Raw genomic sequence first — 19,505 nt, 5'->3', positions numbered from 1 at the left:
TGTGTTATCATGTAGGTATATCTCCTTTAGGTGGATTGGTTGATATTTTTTCGCAACTCTATTTTACCATAAACCTTGAGGAGATATTTTATTTTAACAACAAAAAATGCCGTATTTATGCGGTTTTTGGCGTTTCGCAAACACCTAACAGAAATTATTATAAAAAAGGAGATTACTATGAACAACATTATCAAATCAGGCGAAGTATTCAAATTAAAAGACCTTATCCAGTACGAGGAAGGCAGCATTGCAAACCTTGATGTCGTAAGCAACGATACCATGAAATTCGTTCTTATGGCTTTTGATGAAGGAACCGGACTTCAGCCACACCGTGCACCAGGCAATGCAATCATTTTTGCACTAGAAGGACAGGCTACGATCGGTTACGAAGGCAAAGATTACACCCTTTCAGCCGGTGAGAATTTCCGTTTTGACAAAGACGGTCTGCACAGTGTAACCGCAAACGGCAAATTCAAAATGGCATTATTATTAGTTTTAGAATAATATTTTTTGACCCAATAGGCAGCCGCACAGCTGCCTATTTTCTGTTATCAGATATTTCTTGTTCTAACTGCCTTGCACTTTCCACTTTTGCAAATGCCTCTCCAAACAGATCAAGTTCTGTCTCAACCCACTGTCTGCCCGTCAGCCCTGCATGATCATATCCACTTACAGCATCTGCAAGCACGACCACCTGATATCCTTTATGGTATGCACTCCGCACGGTACTGTCTACACACCAGTTAACAACCGTTCCACAGATGATCAGCGTTTTCTTATTCTCTTTTTTCAGCCATTGATCCAGTTTCGTATATGCAAAACAGTCATATCCATACTTCGGAAAGACAATATCCTGTGCGCCACTATCAAGAGCCCCTGTCATTTCACATTCCTCACTTCCAATTGCAAAACGATAGTCTCCATTCTCATCCATAAGTCCGCGTTCTTTGTTTTTATTCCAATAAAAATCATAAGAAAAATCCGGTCCCTGGGCAAAAACGGATTTATATACCGATATCTTGTTTTCATGGCAGAATTCCATAAAATCTACCATAACCGGCAGCTGCTCCCGTGCCATCGGAACCTCAAGGCATCCACCCTCATCTACAAATCCCTTCTGCATATCAATGATAAGAAATGCCGCATCCTCAGCCTTTACCGGAAAAGAGGACTTCCACTCCCAATATCTTTTACTCATAACATCACCATTCCTTTCTTACATAAACTGAAAAAGGCATTGGATGTTTATCTCCAACGCCTTTGTGTGATATCGTTAGGATAAAATTTGTCCCCCTATTTGACAATATGCAAATTATACATATAATTTATAGAAAATATGTACAAAGTGATATAAGGAGGCACCTATGGTATATGTAAAGGATCTTATGGAACTGGATTATTTTAAAAAAAACCGTCTTACCCTCGTAGCCGGAATGAATGGTTTAAAACGAATTGTAAAAAGACCCAATATTGCCCAGCTTATGAACTTTAATGAATGGATGGCAGGCGGTGAATTTCTGCTTGTAAACGGTGTCGGACTTCATCTTGATCAGACGGATCAGCTTCTGAAACTGATTGAAAATGCTCAAAAAGGAAAAGCTGCCTGTATCGCATTTGAGATCAGCGATACTTACCTTCCTGTAATCCCTGCGGAAGCAAAAGATCTTGCCGATCAGCTGAAACTCCCGATTTTTACCCTGTCATGGGATGTTCCGTTCGGAGAGATCTTAAATACCGTTTATGATTATATTATCCGCAAACAGATGGAAGAATCCCGGATTCTGGAACTCATGCAGAATGTCCTGTTTGCAGATATCAATGAGGAATATATTCTCGAGCAGGCAGCATTTTATGGTTTTCACCTCGAAACTCCACACTGCGTTCTGATTGGAGACTGTATCCCGGACAAACACCATGAAGAAATATATACCTATATCCAGAGATGTCTTCATACCGGATTTCATAACAGCGAAAAAGCAATGGTTATGAACCATAACGGACATATTGTAGCATTTCTTCCGGAACAGGAACATCTGACCGAAACTCTTGAACATGTAATTTCGCAGACAACGACCGTCTTTCCGGATGTCCATGTCATTTTCGGTATCGGAAATTATTATAAACAGCTTTCCAGCTACCGAAACAGCTATTACGAAGCAGTTTCCGCATTTCGCTTTTTACAGTCAAACCAGACACAGAATATCATATTTTATGATGATCTTGGATTGCTCCGTCTCATTGATGACAGCAATCAGGGCGAAAAAATCCGAACCTATGTGTACTCCTATCTCGCACCGCTTATGTCTTCCGAGCACACCGTACTGATCGAGACCCTTGATCAGTTTCAGATGGATAACTTTAATATATCAAAAGCCGCAGAACACCTTTTTATTCATCGCAATACCCTTCTTCAACGACTTGAGAAAATCTATTCCCTGCTGCAGATCGATATCAGCGATTACAATGTCCGCCGCGAAATTATGAATGTCATGTATCTTAGGCACTTTATCTGAGCCCCCGGACCTTCTGTTTACATTGCACAGAAACCAAAAACGCAAAACAATTTATACATATTACGAAATAATTTTATGTGCATATTATACATTGGTTTTTAAAAATTCCTATGCTAATATCAGTGCATGAATTCACGAAGGGGTTGAATGCTGAGGCATTTGACCCCTTTTGCATTGAAACAGATGTGCATCAAAAAAAGAAACAAGTAAGGCAATGGCGCCATAAAATGAATGTTATTTCATTTTATGACGCCTTATTTTTTTAAGGAGGTACATGATATGGAAAATAAAAAAGATGGAGAATTCTCCCAGACAAGTGTTCCAATGTCACAGAGAAAAAGTTTTTGGGAAATCTGTGTCGTATGGATCGGATATGTATTTGTTGTTACCGGTATGCAGGTTGGTGGAACCATGGGCGTTTCAACGGATTTTGCAACACTTCTCAAAGCACTTGGAGTCGGAAGCCTGATCCTTCTGGTACTTGGAAGTTTTATGGGACTGATCGCACTGAAAACCGGATTAACCTTCGGTAAGCTGTGCCGATACGCATTTGGAACCTACGGCTCCCATGTCATATCACTTATGATTGTTCTGACATTGATCGGATGGTTTTCAGTCGACGCATACATGATCGGACAGGCATCCAATGCCTTATTCCCTGCTCTTCCAATCATTCCAATTGCAATTGCCGGTGGTGTTGGCATGACAATCACCGCACTTTTCGGCATGAAATGGATGTCCAAGCTCAGCGATATTGCAGTTCCACTTGTATTGATATTCGGTATTATTTCGATTGTATTAAGCGTAAAAAGCACCGGTGGTCTTACTGGATTATTCAGTATCCAGCCAGACAATCCATTATCATTTAACGAACTGGTTTCTCTTTCCATTGGCTCTTTCGTATGTGGTGCAGTATCGTTCACCCCTGACGTACTGCGTTTCGCCAAAAATAAAAAACAAACTCTGATCATCATGTTTCTTGCAATGATCCTTGCAAACCCGTTAATGATCATACTTGGAGCAGTCGGTGCTATCGCAACAGGTTATTCTGATATTACCTACGTACTGGCTTCACAGGGACTTCTCGCTCCTGCTTTTATCGTCATGATCTTAAACATCTGGTCAACTGCACAGGGCTGTGTGTACTCCGGTTCTCTTTCTCTTGGAAATACAGTCCCAGCGAAAAGAACCTATCTGGTTTTAGGATTTGGTCTTGCCGGAACGATTGGTGCCGTTGTCGGATTCTATAACTACTTTGGCAACTTTATCAACTTCCTTGCAACTACAATTCCGGCTCTCGGCGGTGTATTTATTGCAGATTATCTCGTCACATACCGCGCAGGTTATCCATCCTTAGAAGATGGATCTATTCCAAAAATCAAATGGCAGGCATTTGTGGCATGGGGTCTTGGTATTGCTACCAACTATGTCCACTTCGGCATTACCCAGGTAAACTGCATCATCGTTGCATTTGTGCTGGAGGCTGTTCTCTCTGTTGTCTTTCATCCGGTAAAAGCCAAAGTGGTATCAGCCGCATAAACAAGGAAATACCGTCATTAAGCTCAGAGGTGGAAAGATTGACTTCCCACCTCTGTTTTTATATAATAAATATTAGTAAATTTGTACTATTTATGCAAAAGACAACCGGTGCTTCTGCACCTTTTTACGATAAGGAGAATAAAAATATGACATATGCGGCTGCGTGGTTTATTCTTCACATGTTTGGCGTTTTTATCGCATTCAGTCTGCTGGTGATCGTATCCCAGAAAGAAGACACCAATTACAAAAGCGAACTTTTACTTACGATTGCCTGTTGCCTGGTTGCCCTGGTAGCCAAATGCATCTATATCGTAGGTGGTCAGGAAGAAACACTTCTCATTTTGGGGAAAATGGAATACCTCGGAAAGTGTTTTGCCAATTACTGCGCCCTGATGTTCATCCTTCGCTGGAGAAACGTGCGGATTCCACATTGGTTTATCAACTCGCTTCTTATCGTTAATGTTGCATTTTATCTTCTGATTGCCACCGTTGATTACCATCATCTTTACTATAAATCTTACTGGATGGCACCATCCAAAGTAAACTTAAGCGGTTATACTTTAGAGATTACCGCTGCACCGATGTATTATGTCTATATGGCATTTCTTGTGCTGGAGATCCTCGGCTCCATGACCGTCGTCATCTCCTCCTATCTTTCCAAACGAAGCATGCCCTACCGTGTAAAACTTCATGCAATACTGCTTGCAGCCATACTTTCACCGATGATCCTGCTTTCTCTGCGCATTCTCGGTGTCTTAAAAGGTGATGACCCTACACCTCTCGGCATTCTTTTGTCCTGCGTATTTATGAGTATTGCTGTCGTGAAATACGGACTGTTTGATCCCGTCAAAAATGCCAAAAACTACATTATCGACAGCTTAAAAGAAGCCCTGATCGTAACAGACCCCGAATATCAGTTTTTATTTTTAAATCCAATGGCCGAAACGCTTGTTTCCTCCACAAAAAAGCTCCGTGCCATGAACTCTGACCCTGAAATTTATGAATTTCTGAAAGGCGAAAACGGATACCTTGATCTCTCCGGCCATCATTACCAGATCGAAGAAACCGCTTTAAAAAACAATAATTTCATTCAGGGTTATATGATGACTATTGTGGATATCACAGCAATCATGGAACAGAACCACCGCATGAAAGAACTCGTTGTACAGGCGGAAGCCGCCAACCAGGCCAAATCCACCTTTGTATCAAACATGTCCCATGAGATCCGTACTCCGATGAATTCCATCGTAGGCATCACAGAGATCATGCTCCGCTCCCAGCATTCGCCAAAAGAACAGGAATATCTGCTCAATATTCAGAGTTCCGGTCAGGCTCTGCTTACGATTGTCAACGATGTATTGGATTTTTCCAAGATCGAATCCGGGAAAATGCAGCTGATCACGTAGCCATACGATACGCTTTCCCTGTTCCACGATCTGGAAATGACAATGCAAAACCGTATTGGAAATCGGCCTCTGGAACTGATCTGCGACATCGATCAGAACATCCCATGTGCTTTAAACGGAGATATGGGACGCATCCGGCAGATCATCACCAATCTGGTCAACAATTCCATCAAATATACCGAGAAGGGACATGTAAAATTCTCTGTCCGCGTGCTTCAGCAGAAACAGGACAAGGTGCTTCTGTACTATGAAGTAGAAGACACAGGCATTGGAATCCGCAAAGAAGACCAGAAAGTCATGTTTGATTCCTTCCAGCGTGTGGACATGAAAAAAAACCGGCGCATTGAAGGAACGGGTCTCGGCTTGACAATTTCGAAAAATTTCGTCAATATGATGGGAGGAACAATCGGCGTCGAGAGCGAATATGGAAAAGGCAGCAAATTCTATTTCCAGATTGAACAGGGCATTGTTGATGCTACTCCGATTTCCCAGATCAATTACGATCTGCGCCAGAACAGTATTATTGATAAAGAGGCAGAAAGTTTATTCACCTCACCGGACGCCCATATTCTTCTGGTCGATGACAATACCATGAATCTTATGGTTGCACAGGATCTTTTAAAACCGCTTCAGATGCAGATTGATACCGCGGAAAACGGGCGTCAGGCTGTTGAAATGGTTCAGCAGAAACAATACGATCTCGTACTGATGGATCACATGATGCCTGTTATGAATGGCACCGAAGCAGCCAGGGCAATCCGTGCCCTTCCTGAGCCACAATATCAAAAGCTGCCGATCATTGCCCTTACCGCAAATGCGATGACCGATGCCAGAAAAGAATTTACCGATGCCGGAATGAACGGATTTGTTGCAAAACCAATTATTTTCAGGAATATCTGCAATGAGATCCGTAAATGGCTTCCTGACAATCTTGTAAAAGAAGTCACTCCGGAAGAAGCCAGAGAACTTCTTTCCGGTTCTTCCGAACAGGAAAACGCCCCGGATATTCCAGAGGATGCTCATGGTATTTTTCATTATAAAGAAGGTTTACAATGCTGTGGTTCGGAATCCACATTGTTAAAATCCATCCAGATCTTTTACCGTACAATCGACCGCAACGCAAAGCGGATCGAAGAATTTCTGCAGGAAGATCTGATCGAGGATTATACCATTGAAGTCCATTCCCTGAAAAATTCCGCACTGCTGATTGGTTTGCCTGCCTTATCTGAGGCAGCCGGAGAGCTGGAAGCATATGGAACCAGCCAGAATAAAGAAGCATTAGAGGAGAAAACCCCTCCTATGTTAGATATGTACCGAAGCCTGAAAACGATCCTGCTTCCTTATATTCAGGAAGAACATGATCAAAAAGAAGTTCCTGCTGATACCTGGATTGCTGTTTTAGATCGTCTGCATCAGTGTATGGAACAATTTGACACCGATGGAGCAGATGAGGCAATGGAACAGTTAGAAGGCTTTGAAGTGCCTGAATACCTGAAAGAATCCATGGAAAAACTTCGCATATTCGTAGATGACGTTGCAATGGAGGACGTCATAAACCTGACAACCGACATGATTGATTTACTGAAACAGAAAAAGGGAGGAAAACATCATGCATGATGGAAAAAAACAGTTTCTCATTATGATGGAGGAGCAGAGTTATCTCGCGCAGTCATTTCAGAGCGCGTTTGAAAAACATGAAATGCATACATCTATCGTCAACATTGCAGCCACCAGTGCGATTGTCAACCAGGAGCATCCGATCGGTTATCTGATCTGCGCCAGCTCGGAACTGCTCAAAAAGACCGTTGGCATCAAAATTATGGTCGATCACGCACTGAAAAATAAAATCCCGGTCTTCATCATGGGCAATGTAGAGGAACTTGAGGTCATATGGCATTCCATTCCAAAGCAGATGATCAATGGCATTTTTACAAGACCTGTCAATGTGAACGAAATGGTAGACAGTATTTGTTCCCAGGTCGATGAATTTTACCAGAAAAAGAAAAAGACCATCCTTGCTGTTGACGATTCCGGTATCATTCTGCGCAAGATCAAAAAGCTGCTGGATGACAAATACCAGGTTATTCTCGCCAACTCCGGTGCAATGGCGATCAAATACCTCACTCTGAACACCCCGGATCTGATTCTCTTGGATTATGCAATGCCGATCGTAGATGGCAAACAGGTCATGCAGATGCTTCGTGAAGATCCGGAATTTCGTGACATTCCGATCATTTTCCTTACCGGCAAAAATGATGCAGAAACCGTGAAAAATGTCATGGCTTTAAAACCGGACGGTTACCTCTTAAAAAACATGGACCCACAGAGTCTCCACACTGCGATCGACCATTTTTTTGCGGAGCGGGCCGAACAGGAAAATTAGACCCTTTACAGTGCTGAAAATCTGCGTAATATATAGTATATAAGATCTATTATGAAAGGGGGATTATACATATGGAAAAAGAAAAACGAAGCACATCAAAAAGAGGATCCATTGCTGTAAAGATCAGTCTCATCGTTATCTCTATACTGGTTGTATCTAATCTGTTAAGTATGATCTTGATCGTAAACAGCTCCAGAAAACAGATCCGCACCACAGTCCAAAACAGTATGATGAGCCTTGCCGAGACCTCTGCAAAACTGGTTTCCGTAGAGATGGATGCACAGGGCGACACTGGTTTATCTTATGAAGATTATTCCAAAATCCTTGAAGACACGAAACTGGATGGTGTCGAAAGCTCTTATGTATATGTGGTACAGGCTGATGGAACCATGTTATATCATCCATCCAAAGATAAAGTAGGAAAATCTGTTGAAAACAGCGTTGTAAAAGGGCTCGTAGAACAGATTGGCAAGGGTTCGCAGCCTCAGAATGCTGTCACCGAATATGATTTTAACGGTGTTACCAAATATGCAGCCTACATCATCTTAGACAACAATGACATCGTTGTTGTCAGTGCCGATGAATCGGATGCTTTAGCAGGAATCAACCGTATCACCCAAATAGCCGGTTTCATCCTGGTTGGAATCATTGTTCTTGGAAGTATTATTGCCTTTTTATTCAGCAAATCCTTTGCAAAACCTTTGATTGCACTCAGTAATACCATTAAGCAGATTGCCGGTGGAGATCTGAATGCCGACTTTTCGCAGATTCGTAAATCCAATGACGAAATTGGTCTGATCACCGATGAAATGCAGACGATGACAGATTCCCTGCGCAGCATCGTAGATAAGATCCGTGCCGCAGGAACTGTTATGGCACAGAACAGTTCCGAATTAAATGATACAAGTAATCAGACTCTTGCCGCAAACAGCGAGATTTCAAAGGCTGTCCAGGATGTTGCAGAGGGTTCTACCAACATGGCAGGCTCGATCTCAGATATTAATGACAATCTTGGCACTATGACAACCGAAGCACAGGGAATTGATTCTTCCATTAACGATATCAAGCAACAGACAAATGCGGTTCAGACAAGCAGCCATACCATGAGCGAGAAAATGCACCACATGAGAGAAAGCAGTGAAAAAATGGATGAGGGAATCGCCACCATTTCTGACCGCATTCAGAAAGTCAATGCCGTTGTCGACAAGGTCAGCGATATTATCTCTGTGATTGAAGATATTTCCGGTCAGACCAACCTTCTTTCACTGAATGCGTCTATTGAGGCCGCCCGCGCCGGAGAAGCCGGAAAAGGCTTTGCCGTTGTTGCAGAAGAGATTCGTGTTCTCTCAGACAATACAAGCAATGAACTTGGAAATATCAAAAATATCATTTCCGAACTGATTCAGGAATGTAATGAATGTGTCAGTGCATCCAATGAAATCGTAAGCGACAACAACGCACAGAGGGAAGAGATCTATGCAGTTCTCGAAGAGTTCCAAAGCCTTGATACACAGATTGACAAGACCGCAGCCAAAGCAGAGGAGATCCAGACTCAGATGGATCAGATGGTACAGCTCAATGCCAATATCATGCAAAGCAGTACCGGTCTTGCGGATGTAAGCGCAGCCAATGCCTCTGCAACTCAGGAAATGACTGCCAATATCGAAGAACTGAATGCCATGATGCATGGTGTCACAAATATGGCAGAACAGATGAATTCACAATCCGATGACTTAAATGTTGCTCTTAAATATTTTCAATAATAGTAATGATTATTATTATTGACAAGTAGGAAATATTTGTAATATAATATGAAAAACAATAGGAGGGACAAACATGTATATTACAGATTCTATCAAGTACATTGGAGCAAATGATAAAACAATCGATCTTTTTGAGGGACAATATAAGGTTCCAAATGGTGTATCTTATAATTCCTACCTGATCTTAGATGATAAAATTGCAATTATGGACACCGTCGATACAAGGGCTACCGACGAATGGCTTGCAAACTTAGACCGTGAACTTGCCGGAAAAACCCCGGATTATCTGGTCGTTTCCCATATGGAGCCAGATCATGCCGCCAATATCAAAAAAGCTGCTGACAAATATCCATCCATGAAGATTGTAGGAAATGCCAAGACTTTTCCTATGATGGCCCAGTTTTTTGATCTTGACCTCTCCGACCGCAAGATTGTTGTAGCAGAGGGTGAAACACTTTCCCTTGGCAAACACACCCTGCAGTTTTTCATGGCACCGATGGTCCACTGGCCTGAGGTCATGGTCACCTATGAACAGACAGAAAAAGTACTCTTCTCCGCTGACGGCTTCGGCAAATTCGGAAGCCTCGACTGTGATGAGCCATGGGATGATGAAGCAAGAAGATACTTTATCAATATCGTAGGTAAATACGGTGTACAGGTACAGGCTCTTTTGAAAAAAGCTGCAACACTGGATATTGCTATGATCTGTCCTTTACATGGACCTGTTTTAAAAGAAGACCTTGGACATTACATTGGTCTCTATGATACCTGGAGCAGCTACCGCCCTGAAGAAAAAGGTGTTCTTGTTGCATATGCTTCCATCTACGGCAACACCAGAAAAGCCGCAGAGCTTCTTGCTGAAGATTTAAAAGCTGCCGGTGAAAAGAATGTATGTGTTATGGATCTTTGCCGATGTGACCTGGCAGAGGCCATCGCTTCCGCCTTCCGTTATGACCGCCTGGCACTTGCATGCGCAACCTACGACGGTGGAATGTATCTTCCAATGGAAGACTATCTGCATCATCTGAAAGCAAAGAATTTCCAGAAACGGAAAGTCGGTCTGATCGAGAATGGTTCCTGGGGACCTCTTGCTGCGAAGAAAATGCGCGAGGTACTCGAATCCATGAAAGAGATCACCTTCTGTGATACTGTTGTAACCGTCCGTTCCGCAGTTCATTCAGACAATGAGGCTGCTTTGAAAGCACTTGCAGAAGAACTTGCGGAATAATATTTATTGAATATCCATCGTCAGGACTTAATCAAAGAGCGTGTGAAAAATACAGATCATTTTTCACACGCTCTTTTTTCGCCACTTATCAGAAATGGCGTGACCAAAAGGGGCTGTCGCACTAACTTAGTTAGTGCGATGCCCTTTTCTTTTGAAAAAATTTAAGAGCCCGGCTTCGAAAAGCCGGGCTCTTGGTGTAAAATTAATGTATGACCAAACACATTAAATTACAGAAAGATTATACCGCATCTTGTCTGTACGATCAAATCAAACTTCCGTTGGATATCGAAAAAAATATCCCATCAGATGATCCGGTCCGCCTGCTGAGTGCTTTTGTGGAGGGAATGGAGCTCTCAGATCTTTATAATACTTATGGAAAGATCAAAAAAGATCAGGTTTCACCGAGACAGCTGTTGAAAATCGTTATCTATGCAGGAATGAACCGAATCTATTCCAGTCGCGACATTGAGAAATCATGTAAACGTGATATCAACTTCATGTATCTCCTGGAAGGTAAGCCGGCTCCTGACCATGCAACTGTTGCACGGTTTATCTCACTGCATCTGTCCCAATGTTCCAAAAATATCCTCGCAGAAGTTTCAAACATCTTATTCGAATTAGGAGAAATCTCTGGAAGACATATATTTATTGACGGCACCAAGATTGAGTCGGCTGCCAACAGATATACATTTGTATGGAAAAAGGCTGTTACCCAAAATCAGACAAAGCTGTTTGCAAAGATTACAGCACTGATCGCTGAATGCGAAGAAATGTATGGCTTGAAGCTGGTATATCAGGACAGCATTTCTCTTCATTCACTAAAACGTATAAGGAAAAAACTTTATGCAGTAAAAGAATCGGAAGGCATTACTTTTGTTCATGGTATTGGCAGAAGAAAAAGTGCAATACAGAAATCAATTGAATCGTTGGAGACATACATTGGAAAACTGAAAGAATACACGCATAGGCTGCATGCATGTGGAGAGCGGAACAGTTATTCAAAAACTGATCCCGATGCAACATTTATGCGAATGAAGGAAGATCACATGCTAAATGGTCAGCTCAAACCAGCTTATAACTTACAGCATGGAGTTGATTCGGAATATATCACCTGGCTTACCGTAAACCCTAATCCAACAGATACCAAAACACTTATCCCTTTTTTAAAAGATATGGAACAAAACCTGGGATTCAAGTACACGGAGATTGTTGCCGATGCAGGGTATGAAAGTGAAGAGAATTATCTTTTTATTGAAACCAATGGGCAGACAGCATTCATCAAGCCAAACAACTATGAAATCTCAAAAAAACGCAGATTCAAAACAGATATCGGAAGAATGGAAAACATGGACTATGATACGGAGAATGATTTTTATATATGTAAGAACAATCAGAAGTTAACGGTCCAGTATGAAAAACAGGAAAAAACGGCAACAGGATACAGAAGAACAACGACTGTCTATAAATGTTCTGGCTGCAACGGCTGCCCTTATAAAACGGATTGTATTAAAGGCAATAATTGCAAAACACCAATGGAACAACGTAATAAAACACTGTATGTTTCAAAAACAATGAAACAGAAAAGGGCAGAAAATCTTGAACGCATAACCATTCCATATGGAATTCAGCTCAGAGTAAATCGAAGCATACAGGCAGAGGGTTCTTTCGCTTCTGTAAAACAGGATATGGAGTTCCGGCGGTATATGTACCGCGGAAAAGAAAACGTCACTGCACAAAGTGTCATTCTTGCAATCGCACACAATATCAATAAACTACATCATAAAATACAGTCCGAAAAACAGGACACCATCTGTTTAAACTGAAAGAAACAGCATAAATTTTGATAATTCAAAAAACAAAAAGAAATCCGAGGCTTTCTTCAAAGAAAGTCTGGGCAAGTGCGCTTAAAATCCACAATGAGTGGGAAAAAGAGCTAAATCTAAATATTTTCCCTTAAAATAAAAGGGTTGCAGTAGCGATTTTTAAATCGTTACTGCAACACATCCTTTTAATATATTATTTGTGTAATTGTATACGATTAGATATTTAACAGATCACTGAACTCTTTTAAAGCACCGTCTGTCTCATGTGCAAGTACACGTTTTGCAAGTACTTTGCCAAGCTGTACGCCTTCCTGGTCAAAGCTGTTAATGTTCCATAAGAATCCCTGGAACATAACTTTATTCTCGAAGTGTGCAAGTAAAGCACCGATTGTCTTAGGTGTTACCTGATCTCCGATAATGATGCTGGATGGACGTCCACCTTCAAAGTTCTTATTGCGGTTCTCATCAGATTTACCACATGCAAATGCTACGATCTGAGCTGCAACGTTTGCGCAGAGTTTCTGCTGGCTTGTGCTTCCCTGGATTACAACATCAGTACCGATCTGGCTGTTTTTGAATCCAACAAACTGAAGAGGTACAATATCAGTTCCCTGATGCAGTAACTGATAGAAAGAATGCTGTCCGTTTGTTCCAGGCTCACCAAAGATGATTGGTCCTGTCGGGTAGCTTACACGCTCTCCAAAACGGTTTACACATTTACCGTTAGACTCCATATCCAGCTGCTGCAGATGAGCCGGGAAACGGTTTAATGCCTGAGAATATGGAAGTACTGCTGTTGCAGGATATCCAAGTACGTTACGCTCGTATACACCGATCAGGGCATCTAACATCTCAGGGTTTTGTAATACGTCTTCGTTCATGGAAAGTTTATCTTCCTCATGTGCACCCTCTAAGAACTGTGCAAATACTTCCGGTCCGAAAGCTAAAGATAATACAGCTCCACCAACTGCGGAAGAAGAAGAATAACGTCCACCGATATAATCATCCATGAAGAATGCTGCAAGATAATCATCGCTCTTTGCAAGTGGAGAAGTCTCACTTGTTACTGCGATCATGTGTTTAGAAGCATCTAATCCTGCATTCTTTAATGCGTCTTTTACAAATGACTCATTTGTAAGAGTCTCAAGTGTTGTACCTGATTTTGAAACAAGTACGAACAGAGAATGAGCGACATCAATAGAATTTAAAACAGCTGCTGCATCATCCGGGTCAACGTTGCTGATGAATTTGGCTTCCATCTTAAATGTATTGTTTTTCTTTGCCCAGTTCTCAAGTGCCAGATAGATGGCACGAGGTCCGAGGTCACTACCACCGATACCGATCTGAACAACTGTTGTGAATTTCTCGCCGGCAGCATTGGTAATTTCACCAGCATGTACCTTATTTGCAAAATCAGCAATTCTCTCCTGCTGCTCAACATAGAATTTGCGTTTGTCTACGCCGTCAGCCTCAACAGCCTGTCCTAACTGTCCACGTGTCATATGATGAAGAACACGACGGTTCTCTCCGGTATTAACGACTTCACCATTGTAAACAGCTTTAAATTTCTCGGAAAGCTGAGCTTCTTTTGCAAGCTTTACAAGAGCTTCAAGGACATTGTCATCTACCTGCTTAGCAGCATAGTTGAATGCAAATCCTTCTGCCATTGGAATTGTGTAATTCTTTACACGTTTTGCACCGTTTTCTCCAGCCATAGCCTCTACAAGATTCACACGGTCTGCTTTTTTCAAATCCTGAAAAGAAGCAAGGGTATCTAAGTTGTTCCAGGTAACCATAATAGATTCCTCCTTATATGTGGTATCATTTTTCATTTTTTACTTTTTTAGCCTCTGTGATTATACACTTAATTTAATCTGAGTTCAAGACTATACAAGCCTGCAAAATTCATTTTTTTCGTATTTATTCGTTTTTATACCTTTTTTGCATTTATTCTGTGTTTTTGTGGAGTTTTCTTCGATATTCCGACGGAGTCTGATGCATATACTGGCGAAAACGCTTATTATAATAGCTGATATTATTAAACCCGGACTGCATCGCGATCTCACCGATATCGAGTTCGCTCTCTAAAAGCAGTCTGGCGCTTACACGCACACGGTAATCGTTCAGATAATCTACATGCTTCTGAAGGTATTCTATAATCTCCTTCGTCCTTTTCCGCATTGAGCCATGGGAAAAATTTTATATTGCAGGTTTCCCGGATTACTCATAGATCTTCGCACAAAATCCATCTATTTTTTTGCATTCATATAACATCTCATCTGCTTTCCGATACAACACATCAAAGCCCGCTTTTTGGTTTCTCTGGTAAAATACGGCTCCCATGCTGACAGAAAGCGAATATCCATCCAATTCAGCAACCTTTATTGTACGAATTGCATCAAAAAATCGTTCAAAAAAACGTTCCGCATTCTCTTTTGTAAGAATTCCGGACAGAAACATCGCAAATTCGTCTCCACCGAGTCGAAAAATCACATCGTCTTTCCGGCTTACTTCTCTCATTTTTTCAGCAACTGCAATCAGTACTTTATCTCCCACTGCATGTCCAAACGTATCATTGATCTGTTTAAAATTATCACAATCCAGTACACACAAAATGCCTTCCTGACCAAACGCGATCTTCTCACCGATTTTTCGTTCTCCACTTCCACGGTTCAGAATACCTGTCATCTGATCTGTTTCTGACAAATTTCTGAGAATACTCTCATCTTCTCGTATACTCATTACTTTTTGTGCAATCGTTGCTTCCGATTGACATGCAGAATCATAAAGCACCTGTACTTCGTCACCAGTGCGGACACGGTAACGATTCTTCCAGGCCTCCGACTGCAGCCATTTCTCAGGATCCGTCTTTCCAAACGCTACAATCTGGCAGATAATGCCATCGATCGGCTTTTTGAGCGTCTTATAAAGACTCCATCCTGCTACCACCAACACCAGCATAATGATTGCAAACTCGAGCCCTATTGTCTGGACTACATATGTAAACAACTCAAATACGTTGTGGTTCACTGCATAAACCTGATGATAAAACTCGTAAGTTGCAAACGAAGTTACAAATAACGAAAGTATGATCAATGAAACAACAATAATCCGGATGATCTTCATATATACCGAACATCCCTCATATGGAACCTTCATGCTTTCATGCGTCTCTTCGAGTTCTTTATCCGAGCAGGCATAAATATAACTGATTGGAAACAGGTCTCTCCATTTGGGAGAATAAAAATGCAGGAATATTCCGACCGCCAAAAGTGTAATTGCCTTGTCTGTCACATCCAGAATCAGGTCTCCCGTAAACTGTGCCGCAAACCCGGACATTCCATGATCGCAGAGCCAGAAAACATATGGTGCGGCAATGGTTCCTCCCACGGTCTTTCCATACAGATACCATCCTAATACCGATCCGCCCGCGCCGCCAACCACTACAAGCGTTACCAGCAATAGCAGATAGCCTTTTATCCTGCGAAGCATCCCTCTTTCCGAAAATTCTGCAGCGATCCCTGCCATGGCAACTGTCAGCAAACCGAACATAATTGCAGACGGTTCCCCAAAATACCCCAGATAGTTTGATATAAATGCGGTAAGCATTCCTGGAACAGCGCCTCCCAATGCTGCAACTAAAATACTTCCGATATTATCCAGATACAGCGGTGCACTGCACGCTATCATAAGCCTTGGAAAAATCACATTGATCACAATACCAAGTGCAATGAGAAGCACCGTCTGATAGGAAAAACATTTTTCAATACGAATACGATATTTCTTGTCCATTTTAGTCATTCTCTTCTCCTCAGAATACAAGGAACTGTTAATAGGACTATTTTACCACATTCGTTTCGTATCGTCACCCCAACTTTCTGGATTTTATGAATATATTTCTTATATTAAGCGAAAATTTTCTATCATTTACGAACCGGCCGGAATTCTTACAATCACAGATTTTCCATTCTGTTTTGAAATCGTCAGAACCGGAATGTGCTTTTTACGGAGCGCATGCACAACCGGATAAGTTTCCAGAAGTTCTCCATTCACAAATACTGCTTCCGGACGAAAACGCAGTATTTCTCTGACATACTCTTTGACCAGCTGTTTCCACTGCGGCTTCTCCATGACTATTTCGCCATAGTTTCCCTGCATTTCAAGCTCCGGAGCTGAAAAAAGCGGCATTGGAACCACCTGTGCATTTTCCATTCCCGGAATCTGAAGTAACAGCTCATCGGCCCCGGAATCCTCACCTAGTTTCACGATCACCGGCTGGTCTTTATATTGTAAAAGACTGATTCTGCAGGCTTTCACAGCATCCTCGAGATCTCCCACAGACATCAGAAAACCACCTTTATGACAAAATGTGGCACTCTGCAGTCCGCTTGCTGCCGCAAGTTCTTCATTTTCCAGCCCCAGCCATTCCTCAGGGAAACTGCATTTATAATTCATGGACTGCTTCTTTTTCAACGGTTGTATACAATATCCACCACGGTTCGATGGGAAAACGATAAATGCAATATCCGTTTCCTCAAGCCGTTTCTGACACGGAACAAAGTCCGGAAGCACTAAGATTCGTGCATCCTCCGGTGCAATATTTCCGGAATGAACCGCCTTCTCATGCTCTGCGAGAATCACTTCCGTCTGCTGGTCTGCTCTGGCTTTTCCAAGATACCGGTCAAATTTGTTCTTAAGGATCATGCCTGCAACCTGAACCGCCTGGAAGAATCCCTCATCGCTTCCCCGATGGTCATCCCACACCGGATTAAAATGCCCGATCATAGTCGCAAGCTCATTTTTTTCTCCGGTATTATCGTTGAGATCCAGCGGCTGCACAAAATCTTCATCGAACTTCAATGCAAGCTCTTCTCCAAGTATCTCAGCTCCAAGTCCCTCCCAGAGCAGTCCGAATGCCGCATATGGCACTCCGTTTTCCCGGATGCGGCTGTCCCTCTGATGATGGTCATATCTGCCTCTTCCAATGTCAAATACGATTCCCTCATACTCCTCCGGCACACGGTTTCCGCGCTCAATGGTGATATCAGGATTAAAATAGCGCAATAAAGCCGCAGAGAATACATCATCGGCATGAAATTTTCCCCCATGCGTAAATGCTGCAGCCTGCGGTTCCATAATCTGTGATAATAATACGTTCATCTTTCTATTCTCCATACATTGCACAGCTGTGTCTTCCCGGCATATCATCACCGCTTTTTACAAATCTTGTATTGAATTCCATATTGATCTCGCGCAGTTCCTTTTTGCCATCAATATAATCCTGATACATGTCTGCAAGTCCACGCATGCATCCATCACAATTCGCCTCAATATTTCCAAGTGACTCTGCTACAATCTGTTCTCTTTCTTCTTTTGTTGTATCCTTAATTAAATATCCTGCCATAATTACACCTTTCTTTCTAATTTCCATCTGAGCAGTTCGCTGCATCAATTGCGATCACCAGCATAAGTGCATCCAGTTCATCTGCGGAATTGCTGATATTGATCGCATAGGTATCGCCCCAGTGCAGAAGCTCTTTTGAAATATGTACGATCGAACTGCATCCGCTATATACATCATATTCCCATCCCATGAAATCCCCTTCCACACGCCAGCCATTGTAATCAATCTCATACTTTGGCTTAAAAAATGTAAATCGTTTCTGGATGCTTCCCTTCAGCTGTCCATGCTGCTCAATCTCAAACACCGGAAGCAGGGAAAACACCTTTTCTTTGATCAATCCCAGTTCATTCCCCGCCTGATCATATACATGCAGCCGGTGTCCTAATGTAAGGAATTCTGCTTTCACAAAATACTTTGCATTGCCGGATTCGTCATATATGTCATAAGAATCGGTCCATGAAAAAACTCTTTGTTTGATCAGTAATTTCATATGGTGAGCCTCCTTTTTTACTCCAAAGACACACTGTGCCCTCCTGCAGTAATATATTAATTTCAATAAAGTTTCATTTTCAATCTCTATTTTACCATATAAACTATATCTCCACCAGCCAAAAAGGCACCCAAGCCATATAGCCTGAGTGTCCTTAATATCTCTTCATTATATAATCATATTACCTTGAACATAATTTCTGTCGCCGCATTTGTCATATCCTCCAATTTGATTTTCCAAATGGGTAGGAATTTATATTCAATATTTAATTCATTTTATTTTCGTAATCCTGCAATTCATGAAAAATATTATCCACATAAACAGTATCGTTTTCAATACGATAAAGCATAAAATATCGATGGGATAAAAAATTGATTCTTCGATATCCTAATTCTCTCAGTTTGGGATTATCACAAAATTTCAGGCTCCCGGCAACATTTGACAGACTTGTTTTTGTTGCTTCAAAATCATTTAATAAATTTCTTGCAGCCTGCTCACTTTTCTTTTCAAACAAAAGATGTGTGATGAATCTATCAAGATCCTCCTCCGCATTCCTCATCAAAACAATCTTATAATCCATACTTCGACCTCATATCAGAAATCACATGATCTGCATCCCTGAACATTCCCTGTTCCCTGGATTTTTCCAATTTTGCAAGCATCTCTTTCTCGGTCATTGGTGAATATGGATTTGATTCTATCTGTCTTTTTATTTCAAAAGGAAATCCATTTGTCGCAACAGCCTGTGTTAAAAACATTCTGATTGCTGTTGTTGTATCTGTACCCAAATCCTTAAATAGAGCGTCTGATTTACGCTTTAACTCGTCTTCTACTCTGACCTGAATTGTACTAGCCATGTCCAGCACCTCACTTCCATCTGTTTTCTTTATTATAATGCAAAACTATTTCTATTCCAATACATTTGTATTGTTTTTGCATAAGTTTGGGGCTGTCCG

16 protein-coding genes and 2 pseudogenes are annotated in these 19,505 nt (G+C 41.7%); 9 read left to right on the top strand and 9 right to left on the bottom strand.

The features are described from left to right. Positions 1–147: 147 nt before the first annotated feature. A pseudogene (locus FYJ75_RS09540) lies at positions 148–504 on the top strand (cupin domain-containing protein); the annotation flags it as partial. Between the two features lie 34 nt (positions 505–538). Here FYJ75_RS09540 and FYJ75_RS09535 read toward each other — a convergent pair. Beyond that, a complete protein-coding gene (locus FYJ75_RS09535) occupies positions 539–1,198 on the bottom strand; it encodes a cysteine hydrolase family protein (RefSeq protein ID WP_154430222.1) in 660 nt (219 codons plus the stop codon). Positions 1,199–1,364: 166 nt separating this feature from the next. Between FYJ75_RS09535 and FYJ75_RS09530 the strand changes: the two genes are divergently transcribed. From FYJ75_RS09530 to FYJ75_RS09500, 8 genes and pseudogenes are all read left to right on the top strand, one after another. Then, positions 1,365–2,513: a PucR family transcriptional regulator gene (locus tag FYJ75_RS09530; protein WP_154430221.1), complete on the top strand. Its 1,149-nt coding sequence runs from the start codon at positions 1,365–1,367 to the stop codon at positions 2,511–2,513. A 279-nt stretch (positions 2,514–2,792) separates the two neighbouring features. Then, positions 2,793–4,052 (top strand): cytosine permease, encoded by a 1,260-nt coding sequence (locus FYJ75_RS09525; RefSeq protein ID WP_235907063.1) that lies wholly within the window; start codon positions 2,793–2,795, stop codon positions 4,050–4,052. Between the two features lie 146 nt (positions 4,053–4,198). After that, the gene (locus tag FYJ75_RS14495) at positions 4,199–5,458 is read left to right on the top strand and encodes a sensor histidine kinase (protein WP_235907062.1); all 1,260 of its coding nucleotides are present in this window, start codon (positions 4,199–4,201) and stop codon (positions 5,456–5,458) included. Between the two features lie 42 nt (positions 5,459–5,500). Next, entirely contained in the window at positions 5,501–7,075 is a 1,575-nt protein-coding gene (locus FYJ75_RS14490; RefSeq protein ID WP_235907061.1) for a hybrid sensor histidine kinase/response regulator, read from the top strand. Further along, positions 7,068–7,841, top strand: a complete 774-nt coding sequence (locus FYJ75_RS09515) for a response regulator (protein ID WP_235907060.1) — start codon at positions 7,068–7,070, stop codon at positions 7,839–7,841. The genes FYJ75_RS14490 and FYJ75_RS09515 overlap by 8 nt, the downstream gene beginning before the upstream one ends. Before the next feature lie 71 nt (positions 7,842–7,912). Further along, entirely contained in the window at positions 7,913–9,604 is a 1,692-nt protein-coding gene (locus FYJ75_RS09510) for a methyl-accepting chemotaxis protein (protein ID WP_154430220.1), read from the top strand. A 73-nt stretch (positions 9,605–9,677) separates the two neighbouring features. Next, positions 9,678–10,832, top strand: coding sequence for an FprA family A-type flavoprotein (locus FYJ75_RS09505; RefSeq protein WP_154430219.1), 1,155 nt, complete (start codon positions 9,678–9,680; stop codon positions 10,830–10,832). A 209-nt stretch (positions 10,833–11,041) separates the two neighbouring features. Then, positions 11,042–12,669 (top strand): annotated as a pseudogene (locus FYJ75_RS09500) (IS1182 family transposase). Between the two features lie 201 nt (positions 12,670–12,870). On the opposite strand, the gene FYJ75_RS09495 reads toward FYJ75_RS09500, so the two are convergent. The 8 genes from FYJ75_RS09495 to FYJ75_RS09460 all read right to left on the bottom strand — a co-directional run bounded on the left by FYJ75_RS09495 (position 12,871) and on the right by FYJ75_RS09460 (position 19,406). Then, positions 12,871–14,451 carry a glucose-6-phosphate isomerase gene (locus FYJ75_RS09495; protein WP_154430218.1) on the bottom strand — a complete coding sequence of 527 codons (1,581 nt, stop codon included), beginning with the start codon at positions 14,449–14,451 and terminating at the stop codon, positions 12,871–12,873. 151 nt (positions 14,452–14,602) lie between these two features. Next, entirely contained in the window at positions 14,603–14,836 is a 234-nt protein-coding gene (locus FYJ75_RS09490; RefSeq protein ID WP_154430217.1) for a helix-turn-helix domain-containing protein, read from the bottom strand. 39 nt (positions 14,837–14,875) lie between these two features. Next, a complete protein-coding gene (locus tag FYJ75_RS09485) occupies positions 14,876–16,456 on the bottom strand; it encodes a GGDEF domain-containing protein (protein ID WP_154430216.1) in 1,581 nt (526 codons plus the stop codon). Positions 16,457–16,582: 126 nt separating this feature from the next. After that, entirely contained in the window at positions 16,583–17,815 is a 1,233-nt protein-coding gene (locus tag FYJ75_RS09480; protein ID WP_154430215.1) for an MYG1 family protein, read from the bottom strand. Between the two features lie 4 nt (positions 17,816–17,819). After that, positions 17,820–18,059: a purine biosynthesis protein PurH gene (locus tag FYJ75_RS09475; protein ID WP_154430214.1), complete on the bottom strand. Its 240-nt coding sequence runs from the start codon at positions 18,057–18,059 to the stop codon at positions 17,820–17,822. A 16-nt stretch (positions 18,060–18,075) separates the two neighbouring features. Further along, positions 18,076–18,549, bottom strand: a complete 474-nt coding sequence (locus FYJ75_RS09470; RefSeq protein WP_154430213.1) for an LURP-one-related/scramblase family protein — start codon at positions 18,547–18,549, stop codon at positions 18,076–18,078. 265 nt (positions 18,550–18,814) lie between these two features. Continuing rightward, positions 18,815–19,129 (bottom strand): type II toxin-antitoxin system RelE/ParE family toxin, encoded by a 315-nt coding sequence (locus FYJ75_RS09465; RefSeq protein WP_154430212.1) that lies wholly within the window; start codon positions 19,127–19,129, stop codon positions 18,815–18,817. Next, a complete protein-coding gene (locus FYJ75_RS09460) occupies positions 19,119–19,406 on the bottom strand; it encodes a type II toxin-antitoxin system RelB/DinJ family antitoxin (RefSeq protein WP_154430211.1) in 288 nt (95 codons plus the stop codon). Before FYJ75_RS09460 ends, FYJ75_RS09465 begins: the two co-directional genes overlap by 11 nt. Between the last annotated feature and the right edge of the window lie 99 nt (positions 19,407–19,505).

Origin of the sequence: Roseburia porci (genome assembly GCF_009695765.1) — a bacterium.
GTDB classification, from domain to species: domain Bacteria; phylum Bacillota; class Clostridia; order Lachnospirales; family Lachnospiraceae; genus Roseburia; species Roseburia porci.
The sequence above is the reverse complement of the archived record's forward strand: the minus strand, read 5'-3'. Positions and strand labels throughout refer to the sequence as shown.